Origin of the sequence: Clostridium sp. (assembly GCF_050717535.1) — a bacterium.
GTDB lineage: Bacteria > Bacillota > Clostridia > Clostridiales > Clostridiaceae > Clostridium_AD.
The window spans coordinates 25,477-47,313 of sequence record NZ_JBOITM010000008.1 but is presented as its reverse complement, the minus strand read 5'-3'; the positions used below and the strand labels follow the sequence as shown (position 1 = coordinate 47,313).

The window sequence follows — 21,837 nt, the reverse complement described above, 5'->3', positions numbered from 1 at the left end:
AAATTATAGTCGATTTCATCATTGAAGTATTTAAAAATTTAGCACTATTTTTGAAAATACAACTTAAAAAAGCCTTAAAATTAAATATAAGGATTTTGTAATACATTGTGCGGAGTATAAGATTTAAAATATTAACTAAACATATAAATAGTAATAAAATTCAATTTTACAACATAAATTTTATTAGAGGAAGGTGATCTTATGTTTTTTGATGAAACTATTTATAAAGAATACAATAATGTTATTACGAAAGCTTATGAAATCTATGACGATGAAGCACTTAAAAGATTAGAGTATGTTAAAAAAAATGTACCTACAGATATATATAATATGTTTTTATTAGAAACATTGCAATGGCAGCTTTGTATTCTATCATCTAAAAGACTGGATTTTAAAGATAGTCATTTAGAATTGATATGTAGAGTTTTATCTGAAACTATAGGAAGACTGGATAATGAAACTAAATCAGATATTCAGCAATATGCAGTTGGAAATTGTTAAGAAGTAAAAAATATAAGTGAATAAAAAAACTGTGATGGTTGGATATCTCAATCACAGCAGTTTTTTTTTGTGGTTGATTTTATTATATAAAAGGGATTAAAAAATACATTGTTGTGCATGATAAAAAAGAGGGAAATTAAAATCCTTATTGAATAATGTTAATATGGATTATTTATAGATAAATTATAATTTAGAGAGGGTGCATATATATGAAATTATCATATAAAGAGAGAACAAATAGTGTTAAACCAGTAGTTGTAGTGAGCAGATGCTTAGGTTTTGAAGCTTGTAGATATAATGGACAGTTGGATGGTTGTCATTTAGTAGAAAAACTAAAGGACTATGTGGAGTTTATAACTGTGTGTCCTGAAGTTCAAATAGGATTAGAAACCCCTAGGGAAGCTATAAGATTGGTTAGAGAAAATGAAGTTGCTCCTGTAAAACTTATACAACACAACACCGAAAGAGAACTAAGTGCTGAAATGACTGAATTTGGAGAAAAATTTCTTATGAATCTTCCAAAGGTGGATGGTTTTATGCTGAAAAGTAAATCTCCCTCTTGTGGAATGAAGGAGGTTAAAATTTACAAAAGTATAGAAAAAGGTTCCAGCTCGGTTAAAGGAAATGGATTATTCGGAGACCTTGTAATAAATAAGTTTTCTAATCTGGCCGTTGAGGATGATGGCAGGGTTAAAAATTATAATATAAGGCAACATTTTTTAACAAAATTATATCTTATGAAAAATTTCAGGGTAATAAGAGAAACTATGTATATAGAAGATTTAGTTGAATTTCATGGTACCAATAAGCTTCTTCTTATGTCATACAATCAAAAACAACTTAAAATATTAGGTGGTATTATAGGGAGGCACGGAGAGCTTAGTGTGCAACAGGTGTATGCGGAATATGAAAAAAATCTTGCTCTGGCCTTAAATAAGATACCAAGGTATACTTCTAATATAAATGTACTAACAAGGTCTATGGGATATTTTTCAGATAAGCTAACTCATAGAGAAAAAGAATTTATTTTAGATACAATAGAGCAGTACCGAATGAGTAAAGTTCCTTTTAGTGTTCCACTTTATATTATAAAAGCAAATGCTATACGTTTTGAAGAGAGAAATCTTATGAATCAAAGCTTTTTTGAGCCTTATCCTTATAGTTTAGATGATGTTACTGATTCTGGAAAGGGTCTAGATAAATAAAACAACTGTATTTGAGTATAAATATGTAATATTATCACTGATATATTGAATAATACCCTTCTATTTGGACATAATTTCTAATAAGGAGGGGTAATATGAAAAATATAAAGAATTTATATTTATTGTTAGGAGTATTCACAATTGTTTTCTTTGGCATTAGCTATTCCATTGCCAACTATATAAATGAAAATAATATAGTGATTGAAGCTAGTAATAAGTTGCCATATTTGAAACTTACTTCGAAAAGTACTAATATTGAAAAAAATGCTTCGCTTCAAACATCACTAACTACTAATTTTGCTTCGGTATCTAAAGATACAAAATTTATTTTTAAGATTAAATATAAAGATAAAGAAGTAAGAAATATGGTATTAGAAAAACATTTTAATGAATATACCGCACTTAATAATAAAACACAAAAGGAACTTGATGAGTTTTTTAAAAATCAAGGGTACATTGTTAATAGTATGAGTAATTCTCAAGTAGTTTTTGTTAATAATAGTGACAGGTACAGTTATAGCGCAAACACATATTTTTTAGGTGTATATAATAACTTTGTAACAATTTATAAAACAGACAAAAATGGGGATATAATTGCCCAAAAGATATTTAATTCTAATGTTTATGCAGAGGATGGGAGTCAGCAGAAATATGATTTTCAAGCAAAGGAAAGTGGAGAATTACAATATATTAGAATAGATGATTTAAAAGAAAAAGACGGATTAGTAGATGACCTAATAAAAGGTAGAAAGTATGTAAAAGATAGCGATAGTAGTAAAGGTATGGAAATGGATGAAGAATATGAAAAAGGAGAATTTAAAACCCCAGAAAAGGCTTTTGATTATGCAAGGGGTTTATTAAAGTCTTAATATTCACAGATCAAAAAAATATGTGTTAAAAACTTAGGAAAAATTTTTCCTAAGTTTTTTTGCTTTGGGTGAATTGAATAAAAAGCCTTTGATATTAAGTGTCTCAGCTAATAATTTAACAATGGGATATTATATTAATTACTTGTGACTTAAAAATTTCCATTGTTAATTATTGAATTAATAGCATTTAGGTGGTAAAGTATTATATGTCGATATGAAATGGTAGGATAATGATTAATTATTATATTCTACCCAAGACAACATCCTGGGAGGAATATTATGTACGAATATATAAAAGGAACTTTTGTAGGAATTAATAAGGATTATATTGTAGTAGATAATAACGGTATGGGTTATAAAATATATACTTCAGGAAGTACTATGGCAAACATGCCTAAAACTGATGAAAGTGTGTTATTATACATAAAGCAAATTGTTAGAGAGGATTTTATTGGACTATATGGATTTATAACAAAAGACGAAATAGAGATGTTTACTCTTGTAATGAGTACCAATGGAGTTGGTGCAAAAGCAGCCTTATCACTACTTTCAATTTGTAGTGTTACAAATTTGAAATATGCTATTGTATCTGGAGATGAAAAAACATTACAGAGAGCACCAGGCATAGGCAAAAAAATTGCTCAAAGAATAATTCTAGAACTCAGAGAAAAAATACATATTGAGCAGTCTACAGTTAACAATTTATCACAGCTTTCAGGTAATGATGAAGCAGAGGATAGAAAACTTATAGAGGTATTAGGAGCACTTATGTCACTTGGATATTCTGAAAAGGAAGGAGAGAAGGCATTAAGTGCTACAAATAAAACACTATCACTTGAAAATATGATTAAAGATTGTTTAAAATATTTAATGAACTAAGGTGGGAGTACTATGGATGATATTGAGGAAAGAATTATTACTTCTTCTATCATTGAAGAAGATATGGATGCTGAATATTCCCTAAGACCACAAAATCTTAGAGAGTATATTGGTCAACCTAAGATAAAAGAAAAATTGAGTATATTTATTAAAGCAGCTCAATATAGAGAAGAAGCACTTGATCATGTATTGCTGTATGGGCCACCTGGCCTTGGGAAGACAACCCTTGCTAATATTATTGCAAAGGAAATGAAGGGAAGTTTGAAAGTAACATCGGGACCAGCTATTGAAAGAGCAGGGGATTTGGCGGCTATTTTAACTAGTTTGAGTGATTATGATGTGCTTTTTATAGATGAAATACATAGGCTTAATAGGTCAGTAGAGGAAATATTGTATCCCGCTATGGAAGATTATGCACTTGACATTGTAATTGGAAAGGGAGCTTCAGCAAAATCTATAAGACTAGATTTGCCCAAGTTTACACTTATTGGTGCAACCACTAGAATTGGGTTATTAACAGCGCCTCTTCGAGATAGATTTGGTGTTTTAAGTGCCATGGAATATTATACGCAGGATGAATTAAAAGAAATAATAATTCGCTCTGCATCTATTTTAAAAGTAGAAATAACAAAGGATGCCGCAATAGAAATTGCAAGACGTTCAAGAGGTACTCCGAGAATTGCTAATCGTTTGCTTAAGAGAGTCCGTGATTATTGTGATGTTAAGGGAGATGGAATTATAGATTTAAATTTATCAAAGGCTGCAGCTGAACTTCTTGAAATAGATGGCGAAGGGTTTGATAGAATAGATAATAAAATGCTACAGGCTATCATAGACAATTTTAATGGTGGACCAGTGGGGATAGAGACACTATCTTATTTTATAGGAGAAGAACTAGGAACTTTAGAGGATGTCTATGAGCCTTATTTAATTCAAAAGGGATTCATAATAAGAACTCCAAGGGGAAGGGTAGCATCTGCAAAAGCCTATGAACATTTAAATAGACCAATAAAAAAACGAAGCAAACATAAAAATTTAAAACAATTAACAGTATTTGATGATGAAAAAGATGATAATTAAACTATTTTTATATGAAGAAAGGGTGTAATTTTTTTGAAAGTAAAGGATTTTTATTTTGATCTACCAAAGGAGCTTATTGCGCAACATCCACTTGAAAAAAGAGATGAGTCAAGGCTTATGGTAGTTAATAAATCAAATAAACAAATAGAACATAAACATTTTAAAAATATAATAGATTATTTAAATCCAGGAGATTGCCTTGTGTTAAATGATACCAGAGTTTTACCAGCAAGACTTTTAGGTGTTAAAGAAGGAACTGGTGGTAAAATGGAATTTTTGCTTCTAAAGAGACTAGATGTTAACCACTGGGAAACTTTAGTTAAACCTGGGAAAAAGGCGAAAATTGGAACTATGTTTATTTTTGGTGATGGAGAGCTAAAGGCAGAGATTATGAGCGTTTCTGAGGGTGGAAGTAGAATAGTAAGATTTGAATTTGAAGGAATCTTTGAAGAGGTTTTAGATAAATTAGGAGAAATGCCACTACCACCTTATATAACTGAAAAATTAGAGGATAAAGAAAGATATCAGACTGTATTTTCAAAAGCAATAGGATCAGCAGCAGCGCCTACTGCTGGACTTCATTTTACAGAGGATTTACTAAAGCAAATTAAAGCTAAGGGTGTACACCTTGCCTTCGTAACACTACATATAGGTTTGGGCACTTTTAGACCTGTAAAAGCAGACACAGTGGAAGAACATGAAATGCATTCTGAGTACTATATGCTTAGTAGCGAGACAGCAGCGGTAATTAATGAAGTAAAAGACAAGGGCGGTAGAATAATTGCAGTAGGGACTACATCTAATAGGACATTAGAAAGTATAGCAGATGATAATGGTAGAGTAGAGGAAAAATCAGGATGGACAGATATATTTATTTATCCAGGATATAAATTCAAAATTGTTGATGCAATAATAACGAATTTTCATTTGCCAGAATCCACGTTAATAATGTTAGTTTGCGCTTTTGCTGGTCAAGATTTAATTATGGGTGCATACGATATGGCAGTAAAAGAAAAATATAGATTCTTCAGTTTTGGGGATGCAATGTTTTTATATTAGTAAGAGCTAACTTTTAACAACATTTTGGAAGCTTTAAGTCCGCCATCTTCTTTAAGTGGCAGTTGCCTAGCCTTGGAAGATTGCTTTGGTGGCAGGATAACAATTAATAATTGTTATCCTGCCGCAGAGGTCTACAAAGAGGTAAACTTGCTTCCAAAGTTGTTAATATTGTAGCATCGCAGATGATGATTTAATTATTGTAATGAAAGAAGGGCAAATATGTATAAATTACTTAAGAAAAGTGGTAAAGTAAGACGTGGTGAGTTTACAACTCCTCATGGAACTATTCAAACACCTGTATTTATGAATGTGGGAACTCAAGCAGCTATTAAGGGTGCTGTTTCTAGTATGGATTTAAAAGAAATAAACTGCCAAGTTGAATTATCTAACACCTATCATTTGCACTTAAGACCGTCAGACAAGGTTATAAGGCAAATGGGTGGACTTCACAAATTTATGAATTGGGATAGACCTATTCTTACTGATTCAGGTGGATTTCAAGTATTTTCGTTATCAGCTATGAGGAAGATTAAAGAAGAAGGAGTTTATTTTAATTCACATATTGATGGAAAGAAAATATTTATGGGGCCTGAGGAAAGTATGCAGATTCAAAGCAATTTAGGATCAACCATTGCTATGGCCTTTGATGAATGTGTAACCAACCCATCTACTAGAGAATATGTAGCAGATTCAGTGGCAAGAACTACAAGATGGCTAAAGCGTTGTGTAACTGAAATGGATAGATTAAATTCACTTCCCAATACTATAAATAACAAACAAATGTTATTTGGTATAAATCAGGGGGGAACCTACGAGGATATTAGAATAGAACATGCTAAAACTATACGTAAAATGAATTTAGATGGCTATGCTATAGGTGGCCTTGCAGTGGGAGAGAGTCACGAAGATATGTATAGGATCATTGATGCAGTTGTTCCTCATCTTCCTCAGGATAAGCCAATATACCTTATGGGAGTAGGCTATCCCAGTAATATTTTAGAAGCTGTATCAAGAGGAGTGGATTTTTTTGATTGTGTATTGCCAGCAAGAAATGGAAGGCATGGACATGTGTTCACAAAAGATGGTAAAATAAATATAATGAATGCTAAATTTGAGTTAGATGGTGCTCCTATTGATGAGGGATGTCAATGTCCTACATGTAAAAATTATACAAGAGCTTACATAAGACACTTATTTAAGGCGAAAGAGATGTTAGCCATGAGGCTTTGTGTGCTGCATAATCTATATTTTTACAATAAACTTATGGAGGATATACGATCTGCTATTGACAATGATTGTTTTGAAGAATTTAAGGAAGAAAAGCTAGCTCACTGGAACGAAAAAGTATAGTTATTTACTATAATATAATTAAACTGTAAAATTAAAAATAAGGAATGTTATTAATTCCTTACTAATTGATTTTTATAGGAGAATTATTTTATTATATTTTAGAAAAAATGTTATGGAAAGGAGGGGAACATAAATGAGTTCACAAATAGTATCTTTATTACCTATAATATTAATGCTAGTTGTATTTTATCTTGTAGTATTTATACCAGAAAACAAAAGAAAGAAAAGATATGCTGCACTTTTAAATAATTTAAAAGTAAATGATGAAGTAATGACTAAAGGCGGTATAATGGGAAAAATCATCAATATTCAAGATGACTACATTATATTAGAAAGTGGTCCAGACAGAACTAGAGTTAAATTAGGAAAAAGTGGTATAGGCACAGTTATAAATACAAATAGTGCTGAAGTATTAGAGAAAAAATAGAAAATTAAGTAATAAAACCCTCCTTTTAATCATAATTAATATTATAGATTTTTAGTTAAAAAATTATTAAATCTATAGAAAGAGGGGGGTTATACATGGAAAATAAAATAAAATATTCTTGCGCTGCAGAAGGAGTATTTAGGGCTGCAATTTTGACTTTAATTGGATTGGTTATTTATTCTGTAATAACAGGTTATTTGCCAGCTAGCATGAAGGTAACATCTGGTTTTTATATTGTAATGACATTAGTCAGTGTGCTTTATGGAGCAATATTTGCTGCGAAAAAATCAGGAGAAAAAGGTTGGCTAATGGGGATTATCGTAGCAGCTACTTACATGTTATTATTATATTTAGTTAAAGTCGTAGGTGGTGGAAACCCTGCTATTGGAATGAGGGAAGTAATAAGAACATCTTTAGCACTCGGCATTGGCGCTTTATCTGGAATGCTTGGAATAAATCTATAAAGATACTTTATTTATCCATGATATTATGATACAATCAACAAGTCACTTTATGATATGGAGGAATAAAAATGAAACATATAAAAACTATAAACGCAGCAACAATTAAAGAGAGTTTAAAAAAACCAGGATGTAAAGAATGTGCTAATTCTTGCCAATCAGCATGCAAAACTTCCTGTACAGTAGCAAACTTAGCTTGTGAAAATTAGTATAATTAAGGGGGCAGTAACTTAGGGTTACTGCTTTAAATTTAGTTAGGAGGAAAAAACTTGTCACTAATTCATAAATTTATTCAAGATAGCGAACATTATGTAATTGATGTAAATTCTGGAGCACTACATTTAGTAGACGAAATAGTTTATGATCTTTTAGACGATAATGAACTTAGAAAAAAAGAAGAGTTAATAGAGGATTTTAAAGGTAAATATAAGGTGGAAGATATTGAAGAGGGGTATAGCGAAATTCAAAGTTTAATTCAGGGTAAAATGCTATACACAGAAGATTTATACAAAGAAATAGCAATGAATGTTGGACAAAACGAGTCTTACATAAAGGCACTGTGTCTGAATATTGTTCATGATTGTAATTTAAGATGTAAATACTGCTTTGCTGATGAAGGCGAGTACCATGGCTGTAGAGAAACAATGTCAGCAGAAGTAGGCATGAAAGCAATAGATTTTGTTATAGAGAAATCTGGACCAAGAAAAAATATTGAGGTAGATTTATTTGGTGGAGAACCACTTATGGCTTTTGATGTAATAAAAGAAATAGTGGAACATGCTAAAGTGCAAGAAAAAATTTACAATAAGAATATAAGATTTACTATGACAACTAATGCTGTATTACTTAATGATGAAATTATGAAATATTTGGATGAAAATATGGGGAATATAGTACTTAGTATTGATGGTAGAAAGTCTGTTAATGATAAAGTTAGAGTTAGAGTAGATGGAAGCGGTTCCTACGATAAAATACTCCCTAATATTAAAAAAATGGTTGATATGAGAGATAGGTCAAAACAATACTATGTTAGGGGAACCTTCACTAGAGAAAACACAGACTTTTTTGAAGATGTTAAACATATGGCAGACCTTGGATTTAAAGAAATCTCCATAGAGCCAGTAGTGCTACCACCTGAACATGAACTTTCACTTAGAGAGGAAGATCTACCGGTTATTTTTGAGCAATATGATAAATTATATAAGGATATGCTTCAAAGATATAAAGATGGAACTGAATTTAAATTTTACCATTTTAATATAGATTTGCAAGGCGGACCTTGTGTTTATAAGAGGATTTCCGGATGTGGAGCGGGCCATGAATATATAGCTGTTACACCAAAGGGTGAGATATACCCTTGCCATCAATTCGTTGGTAATAAAGATTTTATTATGGGCGATATATATAATGGTATGAATAATAAAAAAATGGAATTAGAGTTTAAGCAGGCGCACATTTACAACAAACCTACATGCCTTAAATGCTGGGCTAAATTTTATTGTAGTGGTGGATGCCAAGCAAATAACTTCAACTTTAATGGAGATATGCATATTCCGTATGAACTTGGATGCAAGATGCAAAAGAAAAGAATAGAATGTGCAATAGCTTTAAAAGCAAAAACTATGGGTAAGTAAATTGCAGTTACCTAATATTGACTAATTTTGTTAATCATAATATACTTGTATTTATGATTAAGCAACAGAGGGGGATAAAGATGAAAAAGAAGAAAAGCACCATACTGTTCTTGGCCAGTGTTTTAGTTGTTGGGATATTGGCATATACAGGTTTTAAAGGAGTTACAATAGGCAGTTATAGGTTTAAACCCTTTACTGAAACAATAAATAAAGGTTTAGATTTACAAGGTGGAATTTCAGTTCTTGAAGAAGTTCAAGGTGGAAAGGTTGATTCAAAGACCTTGGACAGAGCAATTGAACTTATTTCTATGAGGGTTAACAAAATGGGAGTTAGTGAAACACTAGTTGCCAAAGAAGGCAATAATAGAATTAGAATTGAAATACCGGGTATGTTCGATTCTAAAGTAGTTCTTGATACTGTTGCAAAATCAGGAGAACTTACATTTGTTGGTCCTGATAAAGTGACAATTCTTACTGGTATAGATGTAAAAGATGCAAATGCGTCCATAGGTCAAGATAATAAACCTGTTATAAATCTTGAACTCAATGAATCAGGAAAGAAAAAATTTGCAATAGCAACTCAGAAATTTTTAGGAAAACCAATTACCATTTATATGGATAAAGATGAATTAACTAGTCCTACAGTTCAAGCAGTTATCTCAGATGGTAAGGCTGAAATTTCTGGAAGTAAAGATTTAGCAGAAGCTACAAGACAATCTCAAATTATTAAATCAGGAGCATTGCCTGTAACACTAAAAGCTCTTTCAGTTAAAACGGTTGGAGCTACACTAGGTAAAAGTGCATTGCCTCTAAGTATGAAGGCTGGAGCTATTGGAATATTATTTATATTGATATTTATGCTTTTATATTATAGAGCACCAGGTATGATTGCAGATGTATCACTAATTTTATATGTTGTTTTGGTTCTTGGCGCATTCTCAGCAATTAATGCTACTTTGACACTTGCGGGTATAGCAGGATTTCTGCTTACGGTTGGTATGGCAGTAGATGCCAATGTGTTAATTTTCGAAAGAATAAAAGAAGAACTTAAAACTGGAAAATCAATAAAATCTTCTGTTGATGCTGGATTTCATAGAGCATTGTCATCAATATTAGATTCAAATATTACAACTATAATTGCTGCTTTAGTTCTTTATACAATTGGAACAGGCGCAGTTAAGGGTTTTGCTCTAACACTCATGATTGGTATAGTTATAAGTGTATTTACTGCACTTACTAGCACTAAATTCTTATTAAAATTAGCTGTCGAAATGGGACTACTTAATAAAACATCTCATTTTGGCGTGAAGAGGGGGTAAGCATATGCTAAAAATAGTTGAAAAAACTAAAATATGGTTTGCTATGTCTCTTTTCATAATTGTAATAGGAATGGGATTTATGGTAACCAAAGGACTAAACTATGGTATAGATTTTAAAGGTGGCACAATACTTGAAATAAAAATGAATCAAACATTTGTAAAAACAGACGTTGATAAAATAATAGATAAATACGCAAAAAACGAATATTCATCTAAAACAATAGATAGTAATAAAGAGTTGGAAATAACAATGAAAAGTGATGCTCTTACGGCTGAACAAACAGGAACTATGCTAAAAGAAATTAAGACACAATTTAAATCTAGTGAATTAATTAAACAAGATACAACTGGTGCAGTTATTGGTAGCGAATTAAAGTCAAAAGCAATAATTGGTTTAATTATCGCCGTAATTTGTATGCTGGGATATATCGGAATAAGATTTGAATTTAAATTTGGAATTGCAGCAGTAACTGCATTAGTACATGATGTTTTAATTACACTTGGAGTATATGCTATATTCCAAATACCAGTAAATGCAGCATTTATTGCTGCAATCCTTACTATAGTTGGTTATTCTATTAATGATACTATTGTTGTATTTGATAGAATTAGAGAAAATCAAAAGGGAATGAGAAAATCATCTTTAGAGGATATTACTAATACAAGTATTACACAAACTATGTCAAGGTCAATAAATACAGTTGCTACAACACTATTTACTATAATTTCAGTATATGTATTTGTACCATCTATTAGAGATCTTAGTTTCCCACTAATAATAGGTATATTAGTTGGATGCTATTCTTCAATATTTATTGCAAGCCCTACTTGGGTGCTACTTAAGAAAAGAAGCAAGAAAGCAAATAAGAAAGCAATAGCTTAACTCGCTTAAATAGTTTAAAATTAAAGACAAAGAAGTATGATGTATTAGGTACTTCTTTGTCTTTTTATTTTTGTTAATAACATTAAAGTATTTTGAGGAGTTTTTGTGGTGGATTATCTTAAAAACATGAAAGTAAATAATAATGATTTTATAGATTATAATATGTATAATCCATTTTTATTAAAAGGAATGGAGGATGCATTATATAGAATTGTGAAAGCTATAAACGCGCGAGAAAAAATTGTCTTGTATGGATTTTACGATGTGGATAGTATTACGGCTATTTCGTTATTGATGTTAGTACTAAGGTTTCTAAATGCTGATGTTGAGTATTTTATACCAAGCAAGCGAAGTGAAAATCGTGATTTGAATGAAAGTGATATTAATAGGCACATTAAATATTTAGGACCAGAACTTATAATAACTTTAGGCTGTGGGATAAATTCTTTCGATGAAATAGAATTATGTAAATGTATGGGAATTGATGTTATAATAACTGATTTTCATGAACCTATTAAAAGGCCTCCTGACACTATTGTTGTGAATGCAAATCAGAAGGGGTGCAATTATCCCTTTAAGGGGTTAAGTACATCAGGAATGACATTTAAAATAGCTCAAGCTATATCAGCATACTATAAGATGAAATCTATAAACAAATATATGGATTTGGTAATGATAGGTACTATTTCAAGTATAACAAAGCTAGAGAGCGAAAATAAGATAATTGTAGAACTCGGCATAAAACAATTAGGAAGCACAAATAATTATGGGATTCGTGCACTTTTAAAAACTCATAGTATTGTTAGCATTAATAAAGATACAGTATCAAAATTAGCATTAACAGTGATGCCTACCATCAATCCGGTTGGAAGAATGGATAATGCTAAAATTGTTGTTGAGTTATTTATTACTTCTGATAGGAATAGAGCACTGCAAATATCAAAGTACTTAGATAAGGAACTAAAAAATAGTCTCATACTTCGATAAAATACTGAAGAATCTTTCTGTTGCATAAATAACTCATTATAATATATAATAAAGATTATATATTATAAAAAAAGTATAGTTGAAAATAATGAAATATTTCATTTTGTACATGATTTTATTTGGGGGGGAATATCCATGGATTTAAAAAACAGTATTAGAATAATAGAAGATTTTCCAAAGAAAGGTATCAGTTTTAAAGATATAACTACATTATTACAAGATAAGAATGCGCTTAAGTTTACTATAGATGGTATGGTATCATATTTAAAAGACAAAAATGTAGATGTTATAGTAGGACCAGAGGCAAGAGGATTTTTATTTGGTGTGCCAGTTGCCTATGCTCTTGGTGCAGGATTTGTACCAGTTAGAAAGCCTGGTAAGTTGCCATACGATACTATAGAAATTGAGTATGACCTAGAATATGGATGCGATAAACTTGAAATTCATAAGGATGCAATAAAACCTGGACAAAAGGTAGCTATAGTAGATGATTTACTTGCTACTGGTGGTACAGTTGCAGCGGTAACAAAACTTATAGAGCAAATGGGTGGAGAAATTGTTTCATTAAACTTTGTAATTGAATTAACAGGGCTCAATGGCAAAAATAAATTACAAGATTATGATATAATGTCCCTTGTAAAGTATGATGTTTAGGTAGGACTCAAATTTAATTGACTAAATTATTAAATAAAAATTGCAAAATTCTACACAATAATATATAATATTAGTAAAAAGTATCGGCTGGTTAATAAAACCAGCCTTTGATTTTAGGAGTGTATAAGCCATGTTGGAAAAATTGTTATATAAGATTGATAATAATTGTAATACTGTAGATAAGGATCTTATTACTAAAGCCTTTAATTTTTCTTATGCTGCTCATAAAGAGCAAAAGAGAGAATCAGGAGAGCCTTACATTGTGCACCCTGTTGAAGTGGCATGTATTTTGGCAGAAATGGGACTTGATACCAGCACAATTGTAGCGGGCTTACTTCATGATGTAATTGAGGATACAGTATATACTTTTGAAGATATAAGTAGAGAATTTAATATAGAGGTAGCAAACTTAGTTGAGGGTGTAACTAAGCTTGGTCTAATAAAATATAAGACTAAGGAAGAGGAACAAGCGGATAATGTTCGTAAAATGCTACTTGCTATGGCAAAGGATATTAGAGTTATCCTCATTAAGCTTGCAGACAGACTCCATAATATGCGAACTCTAAAATATATGCCGGTTGCAAAGCAAAAGCAAAAGGCGAAAGAAACACTGGATATTTATGCTCCATTGGCTCACCGCCTTGGAATGTCTAAGATTAAATGGGAACTAGAAGATTTATCTCTTCGGTATTTAAACCCAAATGAATATTATAACTTAGTAAGAAAAATTGCGGAAAAAAGGGTTGAAAGAGAAGAAAATATAAATAATATAGTGCTGGAATTAAAGCTCAACTTAAATATTGTTGGAATAGAGGCCGACATTGATGGAAGACCAAAACATTTTTATAGTATCTATAGAAAAATGGTTGCAAAAAATAAGACTATAGATCAAGTATTTGATTTGACTGCTGTTAGAATCTTGGTTAATGATATTGGGAATTGTTATGCAGCTCTAGGTATAGTGCATACTGTTTATAAACCAATTCCTGGAAGATTTAAAGATTATATTGCTATGCCAAAACCCAACATGTATCAATCGCTACATTCAACTGTAATTGGACCACAGGGTAAACCTTTTGAAATTCAAATTAGAACTTATGAGATGCATAAAACAGCAGAATATGGTATTGCAGCTCATTGGAAATATAAAGAGGGTAAAGAAGACAACGATGATGAAGATCAAAAATTTGATTCTAAACTTTCTTGGCTAAAGGATATCCTTGAATGGCAAGGAGAAACTTTTGATGCAGAAGAGTTTATGGAAGGATTTAAAATTGACTTATTTTCAGATGAAGTTTTTGTGTTTTCGCCAAAAGGTGAAGTTATTAATTTGCCTCTTGATGCAACACCCATTGATTTTGCATATAGAATTCATACAGATATAGGTCATAGGTGTATGGGTGCAAAAGTAAATGGGCGAATGGTACCACTGGAATATCACTTAAAAACTGGAGAAATTGTTGAAATTGTAACTTCGCCTACGCCAAAGGGACCCAATATTGATTGGTTGAATATTACAAAGAGTAATCAAGCTAAAAGTAAAATTAAGGCTTGGTTTAAAAAGGCTAAAAGAGAAGAGAGTATTGAAAAAGGTAAGGAAGTATTGGAAAAAGAATCTAAAAGGCAAGGATATAATTTTGGGGAAATTGCTAAAGGCGAAGCAATTGAAAAAATATATAAGAAATACAATTTTAAAGCTTTAGATGATTTATTCGCTTATGTTGGAGTTGGAGATATTATGCCTTCAACTGTAGTTAATAGATTGAGAGAGGTTTTTGAAAATAAAAATAAAACTGAAAACTTGACAATAGAGGACATTGAACAAAAAATAACAAAGACTGCTAATAAAGATGAGAAAAAGAAAATGGATTTTCAAGGACTAATAGTCAAAGGCGAAGGAAATGTACTTGTAAGGTTCGCTAAGTGTTGTAATCCTGTTCCGGGCGACGAAATAATAGGCTATATAACTAAGGGCCGAGGAGTTTCGGTTCATAGGCGTGATTGTAAGAATGTTGAAACCTTAATGAAAAATGAAATTAATAAAGTAGTGGAGGTAAGCTGGGGAGAGCCTGAAGGTAAAGGCTATATTACTGAGATTGAAATTAAATCAGATGATAGGTATGGTTTATTGTCTGCTATAATGGAAGTAATAACAGTGACAAAGACGCAACTCTATTCAATTAATGCAAAAACTTTAAAAAATAATGTGGCATTAATAAATATAAAATTAAAAGTGGCTGATATAGAGCATTTGAAAGAATTACAAAAGAAAATCACTAAATTGACTGGTGTAATTGAAGTTTATAGAATAAAGAATTAAAAGAGTAGCTTTATTCTATTTAGGAGAGTGATGTCTGTGAGAGCAGTAGTGCAAAGAGTTAAATCATCAAAGGTTGAAATAAATGGTAAATTGTGCAGTGAAATAGGTTTTGGGCTAAATGTTCTCCTTGGAATCTGCCAGGAAGATACTGAAGAGGACGTTAAATACCTAGTTGATAAAATCGTAAACCTAAGGATATTTGAAGAAGATGAAAAAATGAATAAGTCTCTTATAGATGTGGGTGGTGAAATGCTTGTAGTTTCTCAATTCACACTATATGGAGATTGTAGAAAAGGCAGAAGGCCGAGTTTTATGAGAGCGCTTAGTGGAGAAAAAGCAGAAATATTATATTTAGAATTTGTTAAACAGTGTAATGCAGTATTAGGTGAAATTAAAACTGGGGATTTTGGTGCAGATATGCAGGTATTCATACAAAATGATGGACCAGTAACCTTACTTGTAGAGAGTAAGAAAGATTTCTAGACAAGGAGGATTTAAATGGAAATAAAACGTATTGTTACAGGAATATATGGATCAAATTGTTATATTATAATGGATGATAATACTAAAGAAGCTGTAGTGTTAGATCCAGGTGGAGATGTGGATGATATTGATAAGGCTATAAATGCCATGGGGGCAATTGTTAAGTATATACTTTTGACCCATGGACATCTGGATCACACAACAGGCGTGGCGGAGTTGAAAAACATAACAAAGGCAATTGTATGCATAAACAAAAAAGATGATGATTTAATAACTCAGGGTGAATATTTGTTTGGGCCTCTTATTGAAGGTGGGGCAGACAAATTATTAAGTCAAGGGGATATAATAAAAATTTCAGATTTAGAATTTACTTGCATTGACTCACCTGGACATACACCAGGTGGTATGTGCTTTTTAGTAGGAAACTGTGTTTTTACTGGAGATACTCTTTTTGCAGGTTCTATTGGAAGAACAGATTTTGCCGGAGGAGATTTTAATAGTATAATTACTAGTATTAAAACAAAGCTACTATGTCTTCCTGAAGGTACCATAGTGTATCCTGGTCATGGACCATGTAGCACAATAAATAATGAAAAAATGAATAATCCCTTTTTACAAAATTAAGTCAGGGATTTTTAACACTAGGTATTTTATAAATTATGTTTTATTAAGGAGTTATAATGATAAATGTAAAGTTAAATAATAAGAAATTTAATTATGATGTATATCAAATCATAAATTTATTCTTTCTATTTCCTGATATTAAATTTGTAGAAGAAAATTATGATTATAATATTGAAGTAAAGGAAGATGTAATAGATATACAAAAGGGCTCTGAGAGTTATGAGTACATAATTAATAAGTCATATAAACTTAAGGAAGAAGTTAAAAAAGCTGTTTTTCTATATTTCTCAAAACATACTACTGATGAACTACCTTGGGGTACATTAATAGGAATCAGGCCTTCTAAAAAAGCGCTTGAGTTACTACAAGATGGACTCTCTGAGGATGCTATCATATCAGAATTTAAAGAGAAACATGTTACAAGGGAAGATAAAGCACAACTTTGTATTGATGTTGCAAAGTTTGAGAGAAACATTGTTAATACAAAAAAAGACAACATAAGTGTTTATATTGGAATGCCATTTTGCCCTACACGTTGTTTATACTGTTCTTTTGCTTCTAATCCTATAGAAAAGTGCAAGGACATAGTGGAGCCTTACCTGGAGGCATTGTCTCATGAGATTAAAGCCATAAGTAATTATATTCAGGAAAAGAAGCTAAATATTGAATGCGTTTATTTTGGAGGGGGTACTCCTACTTCTGTAAATGATGAGCAATTTGAATTTATAATGAAGTGCATTTATGAAGGGTTTACTGAGCAAAATAATGTAAGGGAATTTACAGTAGAATGCGGAAGACCAGACAGCATTACTTATAAAAAGTTATGCACTATGAAAAAGTATGGAGTAGATAGAATAAGCATTAATCCTCAAACTATGAATGATGATACCTTGAAATTAATTGGAAGAACTCATTCCGTAGAAAATGTTATAGAAAAATTTGATATGGCGAGAGAACTAGGGTTTGATAATATAAATATGGATTTAATAGTAGGACTTCCAGGAGAGAAGCTAACACATATAATAAAAACATGTGAAAAAATATTGGAGCTTAAACCTGACAGTATTACAATTCATGGTTTGTCCATAAAAAGAGCATCAAAGCTTCACGAAAAAATGCTTAATAATTATAGGTTTGAAGTTCCTGGTCAAGAAGAATTAAATAAAATGTATGAGCATACTGTTGAACTGTCTAAAAAACTTCATATGAAACCTTATTATATGTACAGACAGAAAAATATGGTGGGCAATATGGAAAATATTGGATATAAAAGACCTGGTAAAGAAGGAATATATAATATTCAAATGATTGAAGAAAAACAGACAGTTATTGCACTTGGTGCAGATGCAGTTTGTAAAGTTGTATTTTTAGATGAAAACAGGCATGAAAGATTTGCCAATATCAAAGATGTTAGGGAATATATAAAAAGGTTAGATGAGATGATCCAAAAGAAAATAGAATTGCTAGAAACGTTATATGGTTGCGATACTAAATAAATTAAGTGATTGGCAGAGGAGGAAAAAAATGGATATTCAAGCACCTAAGGGTACTAAAGATATATTACCTGAAAATATATATAAATGGCAATATGTAGAAAATCTATTTAGAAAATTATGTTCTGTGTATGGATGTAGAGAGATCAGAACCCCTATGTTTGAACAGACGGAACTGTTTAAAAGAGGAGTAGGAGAAACCACAGATGTGGTTCAAAAGGAAATGTACACTTTTGAAGATAAGGGTGGAAGAAGTATTACACTAAAACCAGAGGGTACAGCACCTGCAGTAAGAGCATTTATAGAAAATGGTTTATTTAATGAGGTGCAACCTACAAAGTTATATTATTTTACTCCTTGTTTTAGGTATGAAAAAATGCAAAAGGGAAGATTTAGGGAGCATCATCAGTTTGGAGTTGAAGTTTGTGGCTCAAAAGAAGCTTCTATTGATGCTGAGGTAATTAGTCTTGTTATGAGGGTATATAAAGAGCTTGGAATAGATGGTGTTCAATTAAAAATCAACTCTATGGGATGCCCTAGTTGTAGAAAAAAATATAATAAAGCATTAACGGATTTTTTAGCGGAGAAATATGATAAGCTTTGTGAAACTTGTAAGAGTAGGTTTGAAAAAAATCCATTAAGAATTTTAGATTGTAAAGTCAATAGTTGTAAGCAAATAGTTAGTGGTGCTCCAATTATATCGGATTACATTTGTGAAGACTGTTCTAATCACTTTGAAAGTCTTAAAAAATACCTGAAAGTTATGGGAATAGAGTTTGGGGTTGATCCTTTAATTGTAAGGGGACTTGATTATTATACCAAGACTGTATTTGAAGTACTTGACAAAAATGGTCTTGCACTATGTGGTGGCGGAAGATATGATAATTTAATCAAACAAATAGGTGGACCAGATGTTCCAGCTATGGGCTTTGGTATGGGAATTGAAAGACTATTAATGTCTCTAGAAGAAAATCATATAGAAATACCTAGTGAAAAGTATATGGAGTTATATGTTGGGTCCATGAACGCGGAATCTAAGTATGAAGCAATTAAAATTGTGAATTCTCTTCGAGAAAAGGGAATAAAATGTGAATGCGACCATATGGAGAAAAGCGTAAAGGCTCAAATGAAATATGCCAATAAGATTGAAGCCTACTTTACAATTATTTTAGGTGAAGATGAAGTTCAAAGTGGAATTGCAAAGATAAAAAGAATGTCAGATGGACAGCAGTTTGAAGTTAAATTAGAAAACTTACAAGAAATTATTAATATAGTTAAGGCTTAATTTTTAGCCCTTAATTGTTAAGAGAGGAAGTAAATAAAATGGCTGAAGCGTTAGATGGTTTAAAGAGAACCAATATGTGTGGGGATCTTCGTGAAACACATATATCAAATAAAGAAACAGTAATGGGATGGGTTCAAACAAAAAGGAATTTAGGAGGACTAGTTTTTATCGATTTAAGGGATAGAACAGGTCTGATTCAATTAGTATTTGGAGAAGAAATAAACAAAGAAGCCTTTGAAAAGGCAGATTTGGTGAAACCAGAGTATTGCATTGCTGTAACTGGTGAAATAATTAAAAGACAATCTCCTAATGATAACATGCCAACTGGGCAAGTAGAACTTAAGGGAGTAAATATAAAGATATTGTCTGAATCAGAAACTCCACCTATATATATAAAAGAAGATTTAGATGCATCAGAAAATGTACGTCTGAAATATAGGTATCTTGATTTAAGAAGACCGGATATGCAGAGAATACTTATGACACGATCTAAGACAACTAAGGTTATCCGTGATTTTCTAGATGAAAATGGTTTTTTAGAAATAGAAACACCAATGCTTACAAAAAGTACTCCAGAAGGAGCTCGTGATTATTTAGTTCCAAGTAGGAATTATCCTGGCAACTTTTATGCACTTCCACAGTCTCCACAATTGTTTAAACAATTATTAATGGTTTCTGGATATGATAAGTATTTCCAAATAGCAAGATGTTTTAGGGATGAAGATTTAAGATCTAATAGACAACCAGAGTTTACACAAGTAGATATAGAGATGTCTTTTGTGGAACAAGATGATGTTATAGCGGTAAATGAAGCATTAATTAAAAAAGTATTTAAAGAAGTTTTAAATGAGGAAGTTGTTATTCCTCTAAAAAGAATAAAATACAAGGAAGCTATGGATAAATATGGATCAGATAAGCCAGATCTAAGATTTGGAATGGAAATAGTGGATATTACGCAGGCAGTACGTGATAGCGAATTTGTTGTATTTAAAAATGCCATAGATAATGAGGGGTCAGTAAGAGCTATAAAAGTTACCGGCTCTGCAGATATGGGTAGAAAAAAATTAGACAAATTAGGTGAGTTTGTCAAAACTTACAAAGCAAAAGGCCTTGCTTATATTGCTTATAAAGAAGAGGGAATTAAATCACCTATTTCTAAGTTCTTAAACGAAGTGCAAATGAAAGCTATATTAGATAAGGTAGAGGCAAAAGTTGGAGATTTAGTACTTATTGTTGCAGATAAAGATAACATTGTGTTACAGTCTTTAGGTGCTTTAAGATTACAGGTAGCTAAAGATCTTGAAATTTTAAAAGATAATAAGGAATTTAATTTTGTATGGGTTACAGAGTTCCCACTATTTGATTATAGTGAAGAAGAAAATAGATATATAGCAGCGCACCATCCCTTCACAATGCCAATGGATGAAGATCTACAGTATTTAGAGTCGGAGCCAGGTAGAGTTAGGGCAAAAGCTTACGATATGGTATTAAACGGAGAGGAATTAGGTGGAGGAAGTATAAGAATACATGATTCCAGTCTACAAGAGACTATGTTTAAAGTTTTAGGATTTACTCAGGAGAAAGCTTGGGAAAGATTTGGATTCTTGCTTGAAGCATTTAAATTTGGACCACCACCACACGGTGGACTTGCTTTTGGACTAGATAGAATAATTATGTTCTTAGCAGGAACGGAAAACATTAAAGATGTAATAGCTTTCCCTAAAAATCAAAATGCTTTCTGTCCAATGACCCAGGCACCAAATATGGTTGATGATAAGCAACTTGAGGAACTTGGTATCGAAAAAGTGCCTGTAAAGAAGTAATACACTAAGAGAATATAGTTGGGTAAAAGCAGCATAATAGTAAAATATTATGCTGCTTTTACAGTTATAATTTTTAATATATAAAATTTTTCTTGATTTGTAATAATTCTGATGCTATAATTATAAATAGTACCTATACCGGGTATGATAAATAGTAATGAAGTTTATATTACATTAAAATAGTTTCACTATATTATGTATAGGAGTGATAATATGACAAAGGAAAATGATAAAGCAATGAATGATGAGCTAGTGAGGGATATCCAAGTGAGACTAAGAAAAATTGAAGGACAGGTTAAAGGCATTGAAAAGATGGTGACTAGCGAAGTTTGCTGTAAGAATATATTGGTTCAAGTCGCTGCAGCTCGTGCTGCTATGAGCAAAGTTGGTGGGCTTGTTTTAGAGAGATATACTAAAAACTGTCTTTTACATGAAGATGATCCAATTGAAGAAGAAAAAATTCAAGAACTAGTTTCAACTTTTCTTATGTTTTTAAAATAA

The 21,837-nt window shown here is 31.5% G+C and carries 23 protein-coding genes; all 23 read left to right on the top strand.

Annotated elements, in window-relative coordinates:
• Positions 1-201: 201 nt before the first annotated feature.
• The 23 genes from ACREVU_RS02000 (at position 202) to ACREVU_RS01890 (ending at position 21,837) form a co-directional block, all read left to right on the top strand.
• The gene (locus ACREVU_RS02000) at positions 202-501 is read left to right on the top strand and encodes a hypothetical protein (RefSeq protein WP_431549960.1); all 300 of its coding nucleotides are present in this window, start codon (positions 202-204) and stop codon (positions 499-501) included.
• A 209-nt stretch (positions 502-710) separates the two neighbouring features.
• Positions 711-1,706: a YbgA family protein gene (locus tag ACREVU_RS01995; protein WP_431549959.1), complete on the top strand. Its 996-nt coding sequence runs from the start codon at positions 711-713 to the stop codon at positions 1,704-1,706.
• A gap of 95 nt (positions 1,707-1,801) precedes the next feature.
• A complete protein-coding gene (locus ACREVU_RS01990; RefSeq protein WP_431549958.1) occupies positions 1,802-2,575 on the top strand; it encodes a hypothetical protein in 774 nt (257 codons plus the stop codon).
• A gap of 279 nt (positions 2,576-2,854) precedes the next feature.
• The gene (gene ruvA / locus ACREVU_RS01985) at positions 2,855-3,454 is read left to right on the top strand and encodes a Holliday junction branch migration protein RuvA (protein ID WP_431549957.1); all 600 of its coding nucleotides are present in this window, start codon (positions 2,855-2,857) and stop codon (positions 3,452-3,454) included.
• Between the two features lie 21 nt (positions 3,455-3,475).
• On the top strand, positions 3,476-4,534 hold the full coding sequence (gene ruvB, locus ACREVU_RS01980) for a Holliday junction branch migration DNA helicase RuvB (RefSeq protein WP_431549964.1): 1,059 nt from the start codon (positions 3,476-3,478) through the stop codon (positions 4,532-4,534).
• A gap of 33 nt (positions 4,535-4,567) precedes the next feature.
• The gene (queA, locus tag ACREVU_RS01975) at positions 4,568-5,593 is read left to right on the top strand and encodes a tRNA preQ1(34) S-adenosylmethionine ribosyltransferase-isomerase QueA (RefSeq protein WP_431549956.1); all 1,026 of its coding nucleotides are present in this window, start codon (positions 4,568-4,570) and stop codon (positions 5,591-5,593) included.
• Positions 5,594-5,617: 24 nt separating this feature from the next.
• Positions 5,618-5,767, top strand: coding sequence for a hypothetical protein (locus tag ACREVU_RS01970; RefSeq protein WP_431549955.1), 150 nt, complete (start codon positions 5,618-5,620; stop codon positions 5,765-5,767).
• A gap of 45 nt (positions 5,768-5,812) precedes the next feature.
• Positions 5,813-6,943 carry a tRNA guanosine(34) transglycosylase Tgt gene (gene tgt, locus ACREVU_RS01965; protein WP_431549954.1) on the top strand — a complete coding sequence of 377 codons (1,131 nt, stop codon included), beginning with the start codon at positions 5,813-5,815 and terminating at the stop codon, positions 6,941-6,943.
• Between the two features lie 133 nt (positions 6,944-7,076).
• On the top strand, positions 7,077-7,370 hold the full coding sequence (gene yajC / locus ACREVU_RS01960) for a preprotein translocase subunit YajC (protein WP_431549953.1): 294 nt from the start codon (positions 7,077-7,079) through the stop codon (positions 7,368-7,370).
• A gap of 95 nt (positions 7,371-7,465) precedes the next feature.
• Positions 7,466-7,834 carry a TIGR04086 family membrane protein gene (locus ACREVU_RS01955; RefSeq protein ID WP_431549952.1) on the top strand — a complete coding sequence of 123 codons (369 nt, stop codon included), beginning with the start codon at positions 7,466-7,468 and terminating at the stop codon, positions 7,832-7,834.
• A gap of 68 nt (positions 7,835-7,902) precedes the next feature.
• Positions 7,903-8,040 carry a six-cysteine ranthipeptide SCIFF gene (gene scfA, locus ACREVU_RS01950; RefSeq protein ID WP_071612985.1) on the top strand — a complete coding sequence of 46 codons (138 nt, stop codon included), beginning with the start codon at positions 7,903-7,905 and terminating at the stop codon, positions 8,038-8,040.
• A gap of 60 nt (positions 8,041-8,100) precedes the next feature.
• A complete protein-coding gene (gene scfB, locus ACREVU_RS01945) occupies positions 8,101-9,465 on the top strand; it encodes a thioether cross-link-forming SCIFF peptide maturase (RefSeq protein ID WP_431549951.1) in 1,365 nt (454 codons plus the stop codon).
• An 80-nt stretch (positions 9,466-9,545) separates the two neighbouring features.
• Positions 9,546-10,784, top strand: coding sequence for a protein translocase subunit SecD (secD, locus tag ACREVU_RS01940; protein ID WP_431549950.1), 1,239 nt, complete (start codon positions 9,546-9,548; stop codon positions 10,782-10,784).
• Positions 10,785-10,788: 4 nt separating this feature from the next.
• Complete coding sequence (secF, locus tag ACREVU_RS01935; protein ID WP_431549949.1) at positions 10,789-11,667, top strand: protein translocase subunit SecF; 879 nt, start codon at positions 10,789-10,791, stop codon at positions 11,665-11,667.
• 126 nt (positions 11,668-11,793) lie between these two features.
• The gene (locus ACREVU_RS01930) at positions 11,794-12,654 is read left to right on the top strand and encodes a DHH family phosphoesterase (RefSeq protein ID WP_431549963.1); all 861 of its coding nucleotides are present in this window, start codon (positions 11,794-11,796) and stop codon (positions 12,652-12,654) included.
• A 135-nt stretch (positions 12,655-12,789) separates the two neighbouring features.
• The gene (locus ACREVU_RS01925; RefSeq protein WP_431549948.1) at positions 12,790-13,308 is read left to right on the top strand and encodes an adenine phosphoribosyltransferase; all 519 of its coding nucleotides are present in this window, start codon (positions 12,790-12,792) and stop codon (positions 13,306-13,308) included.
• A gap of 130 nt (positions 13,309-13,438) precedes the next feature.
• A complete protein-coding gene (locus tag ACREVU_RS01920; RefSeq protein WP_431549947.1) occupies positions 13,439-15,628 on the top strand; it encodes a RelA/SpoT family protein in 2,190 nt (729 codons plus the stop codon).
• Positions 15,629-15,664: 36 nt separating this feature from the next.
• On the top strand, positions 15,665-16,111 hold the full coding sequence (gene dtd / locus ACREVU_RS01915; protein WP_431549946.1) for a D-aminoacyl-tRNA deacylase: 447 nt from the start codon (positions 15,665-15,667) through the stop codon (positions 16,109-16,111).
• Positions 16,112-16,126: 15 nt separating this feature from the next.
• On the top strand, positions 16,127-16,735 hold the full coding sequence (locus ACREVU_RS01910; RefSeq protein ID WP_431549945.1) for an MBL fold metallo-hydrolase: 609 nt from the start codon (positions 16,127-16,129) through the stop codon (positions 16,733-16,735).
• A gap of 56 nt (positions 16,736-16,791) precedes the next feature.
• Complete coding sequence (locus ACREVU_RS01905) at positions 16,792-18,231, top strand: coproporphyrinogen III oxidase (protein WP_431549944.1); 1,440 nt, start codon at positions 16,792-16,794, stop codon at positions 18,229-18,231.
• A 28-nt stretch (positions 18,232-18,259) separates the two neighbouring features.
• On the top strand, positions 18,260-19,513 hold the full coding sequence (gene hisS / locus ACREVU_RS01900) for a histidine--tRNA ligase (RefSeq protein ID WP_431549943.1): 1,254 nt from the start codon (positions 18,260-18,262) through the stop codon (positions 19,511-19,513).
• A gap of 38 nt (positions 19,514-19,551) precedes the next feature.
• The gene (gene aspS / locus ACREVU_RS01895; RefSeq protein ID WP_431549942.1) at positions 19,552-21,336 is read left to right on the top strand and encodes an aspartate--tRNA ligase; all 1,785 of its coding nucleotides are present in this window, start codon (positions 19,552-19,554) and stop codon (positions 21,334-21,336) included.
• A 213-nt stretch (positions 21,337-21,549) separates the two neighbouring features.
• A complete protein-coding gene (locus ACREVU_RS01890; RefSeq protein WP_431549941.1) occupies positions 21,550-21,837 on the top strand; it encodes a metal-sensitive transcriptional regulator in 288 nt (95 codons plus the stop codon).